Here is a 6,022-nt window from a genome sequence, read left to right on the forward strand (position 1 = left end):
ATTATGGCTGATAAGAACCCTTTGACTCCGGAAGAGGTGACGGAGTTATTCTCCGAAATCGATGCATCCGGCGTCTTGGATCCTACGCTTGCCAAAAAGCGTACCGAGCGCATGCGCGAGAAGGAGGCTGCGGCCAAGCGCGGTGACAAAGCGGCGTTAGTGCAGCTGCGCAGCGAGGACCGAGCGAGCCAGGCAAAACATATCGACCCGCTGTCCGAGGACGATCCTTCGGGCTCGCAGGTGAGCCATACCATTACGAAGACCGCGATGGCCGTGGTCATCGGTATTTTGGTGCTGATCGTGGGCATGCAGATCGGCTACGGCGTGATGCGCCGTTTGAATACCGCCAATCTGTCCGAGAGCGTTTCGGTCGATACTGTTTCGACGGCGCTGAAGGGCGGCCTTGAGTGGGGTAACGGCTTTACGCAGTTTCCGCTCGATTTTTCCGTCGATGAGGCCGATGAGCGTACGGGCACGGTCGAGGTGACGGTGTTGGACACATCGTCTGCCAACGAGCTCGAGCTGCTGTCCAACGGGCAGATTCAGGCTGCGGCGCTTGCGACCAACGCGCTGCTCAACGATAAGATTGACCGCGTGGTGTATAACGTGCACGCCTATATCGACGAAGATAGCAACATTCAGCACGATTCCTTTTTTGGCATGTTCCCCGCGCGGGGTCATCAGAGCGCCATTTTGACGTTTGTGTGGACCAAGAGTTCATCCAACGCCACGAATATCGACTGGAAGATGCGCATCGTGAGTATGGATGACACCATCGCCGAGCGCATTCAGAAGCAGGTGAACTCGGTGTCGTCGTTGATTGAGGACCCGGTGGTGAGCCAGACCAAGATTGACGAGGAAAAGGCCGAACGTGACCTGGAGCATCGTCTGCATGGCCGCGAGATTTTCCGCGGCGGCAAGCCCGATCGCTCACCGTCCGATCTGCTGGAACAGGACAAGAAAAAGTAAGACGCCGTCATCCCGCGTGAGCCACAAGCCCCGCGGGATGATTTTTAATCCCCGTCCCAGAAAAATCATTATGCATAGAAAGTCATAATTATCATTTCGTAAACAATTTGATGAAATTAACGCCATGAGGCATGCTTGCGGTTACAATACCGCGAGGCCTAACTACACACCTTTAAGCCGGTCCTGTGAGACCGGGAAGGAGAATTATGGCGAACAACCATACCGCGGGCGCTGCCGCCCGCACCTTCGCGCCCAGCGAGCTTTGCCAGCATATGCTGGCCAAAACCAGCAAGGGCACCTGCGGTCCCTGTATCCTGTATCTTGAGGATGGGACCATTTTTTATGGACGTGCATGCGGCGCCGAGGGCACCGCGACCGGCGAAGTCTGCTTCAACACCTCGCTCGAGGGCTACTTTGAGGTCATGACCGACCCGAGTTATGCCGGCCAAATTGTAACCATGACCTATCCGCAGATCGGCAATTACGGTATCGACGAGACCGATGTCCAGTCGGCCTTCCCCGGCGACGCCGTGCGCCCTGCGAGCGCTCCGGCTATGCGCGGCATGATTGTTCGCGACATGTGCGCCACGCCTTCTAACTGGCGCTCGGCCGTCAGCGTGCCGGAGTACCTGCGTGCTCACGGCATCGTCGCTATCGAGGGTGTCGACACCCGCGCTCTGGTGCGCCATCTGCGCGACAATGGTTCCAAGATGGGCATTATCTCGACCGAGATCTTCGACGTCGACGAGCTTGCCGAGCGTCTGGCCGCAGCGCCCACGCTGGTAGGCGAGAACCTGGTCAAGACCGTAAGTTGCCCCGCGCCTCACGAGTTTGTGGCCGCCGACCTGCCTGCCACGCATGACTTTGCGCTTGCGGTTGCCGCTCCTGCCCGTCACAAAGTGGTCGCCTACGACTGCGGTGTGAAGCGCGGCATTCTGGAGGGGCTGGTCCGCGCCGGCTGCGACCTTACCGTCGTGCCGTGGGATACGCCCGCCCAGCAGGTGCTCGAGATGAATCCCGATGGCGTCTTTTTGTCCAACGGCCCCGGCGACCCCGACGCCGTGGTGGAGACCTACGAGCAGGTACAGCAGCTGATCGGCAAGGTGCCGGTCTTTGGTATTTGTCTTGGTCACCAGATGATCAGCCTGGCCTGCGGCGCCCAGATGGAAAAGCTTAAGTTCGGTCACCGCGGTGGCAACCAGCCGGTCATGAACCTGGTAAGCCGTCGCGTGGAGATCACCGCGCAAAACCATGGCTTTGGCCTGCTGTTCCCCAGTCTGGGCAAACTGATTCCGGAGCTTTCCGGCGGCGAAACCGAGCATGCGGCCGACGGTGACCTGCGCGCCTGGGTGCGTCGCGGCATCGCGCCGGTCGTGATGAACGAGCGCTTTGGTCGCATTCGCCTGACACATGTGAACCTCAACGACGGCACCGCCGAGGGCATCCAGCTGCTCGACGCCCCGTGTTTCTCGGTCCAGTACCACCCCGAGGCTTCGCCTGGCCCCACCGATGCCCACTATCTCTTTACCGCCTTTACGCGACTCATGGACGGCGAGGAGAACTACCTGGACATCGACACCGCGAAGGACCGCCTCGCCGGCTGGAATTTCGCCGAGTCCGAGAACGCTGCGACCGAGGAGAACTAACATGCCGAAACGTACTGACATCAAGCGTATCCTCGTCATTGGCTCGGGCCCCATCGTCATTGGCCAGGCCTGCGAGTTCGATTACTCCGGCGCCCAGGCCTGCAAGGTCCTCAAGGAGGATGGCTTTGAGGTCATCCTGGTCAACTCCAACCCGGCGACCATCATGACCGACCCGGGCTTGGCCGACCGCACCTATGTCGAGCCCATCACCGCCGAGTTTATCGAGCGCGTGATCAAGAAAGAGCGCCCGGACGCGCTGCTGCCCACGCTGGGCGGCCAGACCGGTCTGAACGCCGCCGTCGAGCTGGCGAAAGACGGCACGCTCGACAAGTACGGCGTCGAGATGATCGGCTGCGACCTGGCCGCTATCGAGCGCGGCGAGGACCGCAAACTCTTTAACGAGGCCATGGCCGAGATTGGCCTGGAGGTCGCGCGCTCGGGCTACGCCTACAGCGTGGCTGACGCCGAGGCCATCGCCGAGCGCGTGGGATATCCCTGCGTGCTGCGTCCGAGCTTTACCCTCGGCGGTGCCGGTGGCGGCATCGCGCATACCCACGAGGAACTCGTCTCCATCGTGAGCCAGGGCCTGGAGCTCTCGCCCGCCCACGAGGTGCTGGTCGAGGAGTCCATCGAGGGTTGGAAAGAATACGAGATGGAGGTCATGCGTGACCACGCCGGCAACGGCATCATCGTGTGCTCCATCGAGAACCTCGACCCCATGGGCGTACATACCGGCGACTCCATCACCGTGGCGCCGGCACAAACCCTCTCCGACCTTGAGTATCAGCGCATGCGTGTCGCCTCGCTCGCCATTCTGGAGAAGATTGGCGTCGAGACCGGCGGATCCAACGTGCAGTTTGCCGTGAACCCCCAGACCGGCCGCCTGATTGTCATCGAGATGAACCCGCGCGTGAGCCGTTCGTCCGCGCTGGCCTCCAAGGCCACGGGTTTCCCCATCGCCAAGGCCGCCGCTCGCCTGGCCGTGGGTTATACGCTCGACGAGATCGTCAACGACATCACCAAGGCCACGCCCGCCTGCTTTGAGCCCACGATCGACTACTGCGTGGTCAAGGTGCCGCGCTTTGCTTTCGAGAAGTTCAAGGGCACCGACCCCACGCTCACCACGCGCATGAAGGCCGTGGGCGAGATCATGGCGATCGGCCGCACCTTTGAGGAGGCCTTTGGCAAGGCCATGCGCTCGCTGGAGGATGGGCACCAGGGCATTTGCGCCGGCGGCAAGGAGGGCGCCGAAAAGTTGAGCGACGATGAGCTCGCCCAGGCCGTGGGCACCCCGACCGAGCACCGCATCTTCTTTGTGGTCGAGGCCCTGCGCCGTGGCTGGGATGTTGCACGCATTCACGCCATCTGCGGTATCGATCCGTGGTATCTCAACCGCATCAACGATATGGTGCAGGTCCAGGAGAGCATTCGCGGCCTGCGCGTGGAGGACATTGACGCCGACGCGATGCGCCTGCTCAAGCAGTATGGCACGAGTGATGCCGAGATTGCCGCGCTGACCGGCTCGGACGAGCGCTTTGTTCGCGCTTACCGCAAGGGTCTGGGCGTGGTCCCCAGCATGAAGACGGTCGACACCTGCGCCGCCGAGTTCTCGAGTGCCACGGAATACCACTACAAGACCTACGAGAACATTTACCGCACGAGCCCGGTCGCCAAGAAGTGCGTTGCCCCCGACGAGACCACGCCCGCGAACAAGCCCAAGGCGATGATTCTGGGCGCCGGCCCCAACCGTATCGGCCAAGGTATCGAGTTTGACTACTGCTGCGTGCATGCGAGCTATGCGTTGGCTGCCCGCGGCTTTGAGACCATCATGGTCAACTGCAACCCCGAGACCGTTTCGACCGACTATGACACGTCCGACCGCCTGTACTTTGAGCCGCTCACCTACGAGGACGTCATGGACGTTATCGATGTTGAGCGCCCCGACGGCGTCGTGGTGACGCTCGGCGGCCAGACCCCGCTTAAGCTGGCGCGCATGCTCGAGGAGAGCGGCGTTAACATCATGGGTACCAAGCCCGACGCCATCGATTTTGCCGAGGACCGCGAGCGTTTTGCCGCTTTGCTCGATAAGCTGGGCATTATGTACCCGCCGGCGGGCCAGGCCACCTCGTTTGAGGAGGCCGAGGCCGTTGCCGCGCACATTGGCTACCCGCTGCTGGTGCGTCCGAGCTATGTGCTGGGCGGCCGCGGCATGATGATCGCCTACGATGCCGAGCATCTGCGCGAATACATGGCCGAGGCTGCGCGCATTAGCCCCGACTACCCGGTGTATCTGGATCGCTTCCTGGAGGGTGCGATCGAGTCCGATGTCGACGCCCTGTGCGATGGCGAAGAGGTCTACATCGGCGGTATCTTGGAGCATATCGAGGAGGCCGGTATTCACTCCGGCGACTCCGCGACGTGCATTCCGCCGTTTAGCTTTAGCGAGAGCCTGCAGGCGAAGCTCCGCGAGACCACGCGCCGCATCGCGATGGCGCTGGGAGTCCGCGGCCTGGTCAACGTGCAGTACGCCATTAAGGGCGAGACCGTCTACGTGATCGAGGCCAACCCGCGCGCCAGCCGTACCGTGCCGTTTATCTCCAAGGCTACCGGCGTGCCGCTGGCCAAGTGCGCGGCGCGCATCATGGCGGGCGATTCCATCGCGAGCCTGGGCCTGCCGAGCGACGAGCGTCAGTTGGACTGGTTCTGCATGAAGGAAGCCGTTATGCCCTGGGGTCGTTTCCCGGGAGCCGACGTTATCCTGGGGCCCGAGATGAAGTCGACGGGCGAGGTCATGGGTATCGCCAAGAGCTATCCCGAGGCATATGCCAAGACGCAGCTGGCGATTGACTACAAGCTGCCCGACCCGAGCTGTGGCAAGGTGTTCATCAGTGTGTGCGACCGCGACAAGCGTCATATCCTTTCGGTCGCGCGTATCTTGCGCTACCTGGGCTTTGACATCTGCTCCACCGAGGGTACGGCGCGCGTACTGCGTGGAGGCAACGTGACGTGCGAGGTTGTGGAAAAGATCAGCGGCTCGCACGACGGCGAGCGTCCCAACATCGGCGACCTCATCGCCGATGGCAAGATCGCGGTGATTATCAACACGCCGTACGGTCCGGGTTCGCGTGGTGATGGCTACCTGCTACGTACCGAGGCCGTGCGCCGCGGCGTGACTTGCGTGACCGCGATGTCTGCGGCCAACACGTACGTGAGTGCCATCGAGGCGGTGCGCGAGGACCAGCGGGGTCACGGCAGCGCCAACGACATGGGCATGGACGTCATCGCCCTGCAGGACCTGCCGCAGCACACGGTGTAGATTGAGCTGTCCGGCCGGGGCGGAGGGGGCTGAGTTTCCCCCTTCGCTCCGGCTGCAAGCAGAGTCGCTCAGTGGGAAACTCAGCCCCCTC

General features: G+C 62.1%; 3 protein-coding genes. All 3 read left to right on the top strand.

What is annotated here, in order from left to right:
• Positions 1-3: 3 nt before the first annotated feature.
• The 3 genes from DW180_RS07655 (at position 4) to carB (ending at position 5,931) form a co-directional block, all read left to right on the top strand.
• Complete coding sequence (locus DW180_RS07655) at positions 4-969, top strand: hypothetical protein (RefSeq protein ID WP_118238257.1); 966 nt, start codon at positions 4-6, stop codon at positions 967-969.
• Between the two features lie 206 nt (positions 970-1,175).
• Complete coding sequence (gene carA / locus DW180_RS07660; RefSeq protein WP_117790682.1) at positions 1,176-2,615, top strand: glutamine-hydrolyzing carbamoyl-phosphate synthase small subunit; 1,440 nt, start codon at positions 1,176-1,178, stop codon at positions 2,613-2,615.
• Between the two features lies 1 nt (position 2,616).
• Entirely contained in the window at positions 2,617-5,931 is a 3,315-nt protein-coding gene (gene carB, locus DW180_RS07665; RefSeq protein WP_118238259.1) for a carbamoyl-phosphate synthase large subunit, read from the top strand.
• The last annotated feature ends 91 nt before the right edge of the window (positions 5,932-6,022 follow it).

The sequence above is a fragment of the Collinsella sp. AM16-21 genome (genome assembly GCF_003471905.1).
In the GTDB taxonomy this organism is placed as follows: Bacteria; Actinomycetota; Coriobacteriia; order Coriobacteriales; family Coriobacteriaceae; genus Collinsella.

Excerpts from the sequence above, each read along its gene's own strand:
- carA (WP_117790682.1), top strand. The coding sequence starts at position 1,176 with ATGGCGAACAACCATACCGCGGGCGCTGCCGCCCGCACCTTCGCGCCC.
- carB (WP_118238259.1), top strand. The coding sequence starts at position 2,617 with ATGCCGAAACGTACTGACATCAAGCGTATCCTCGTCATTGGCTCGGGC.
- DW180_RS07655 (WP_118238257.1), top strand. The coding sequence starts at position 4 with ATGGCTGATAAGAACCCTTTGACTCCGGAAGAGGTGACGGAGTTATTC.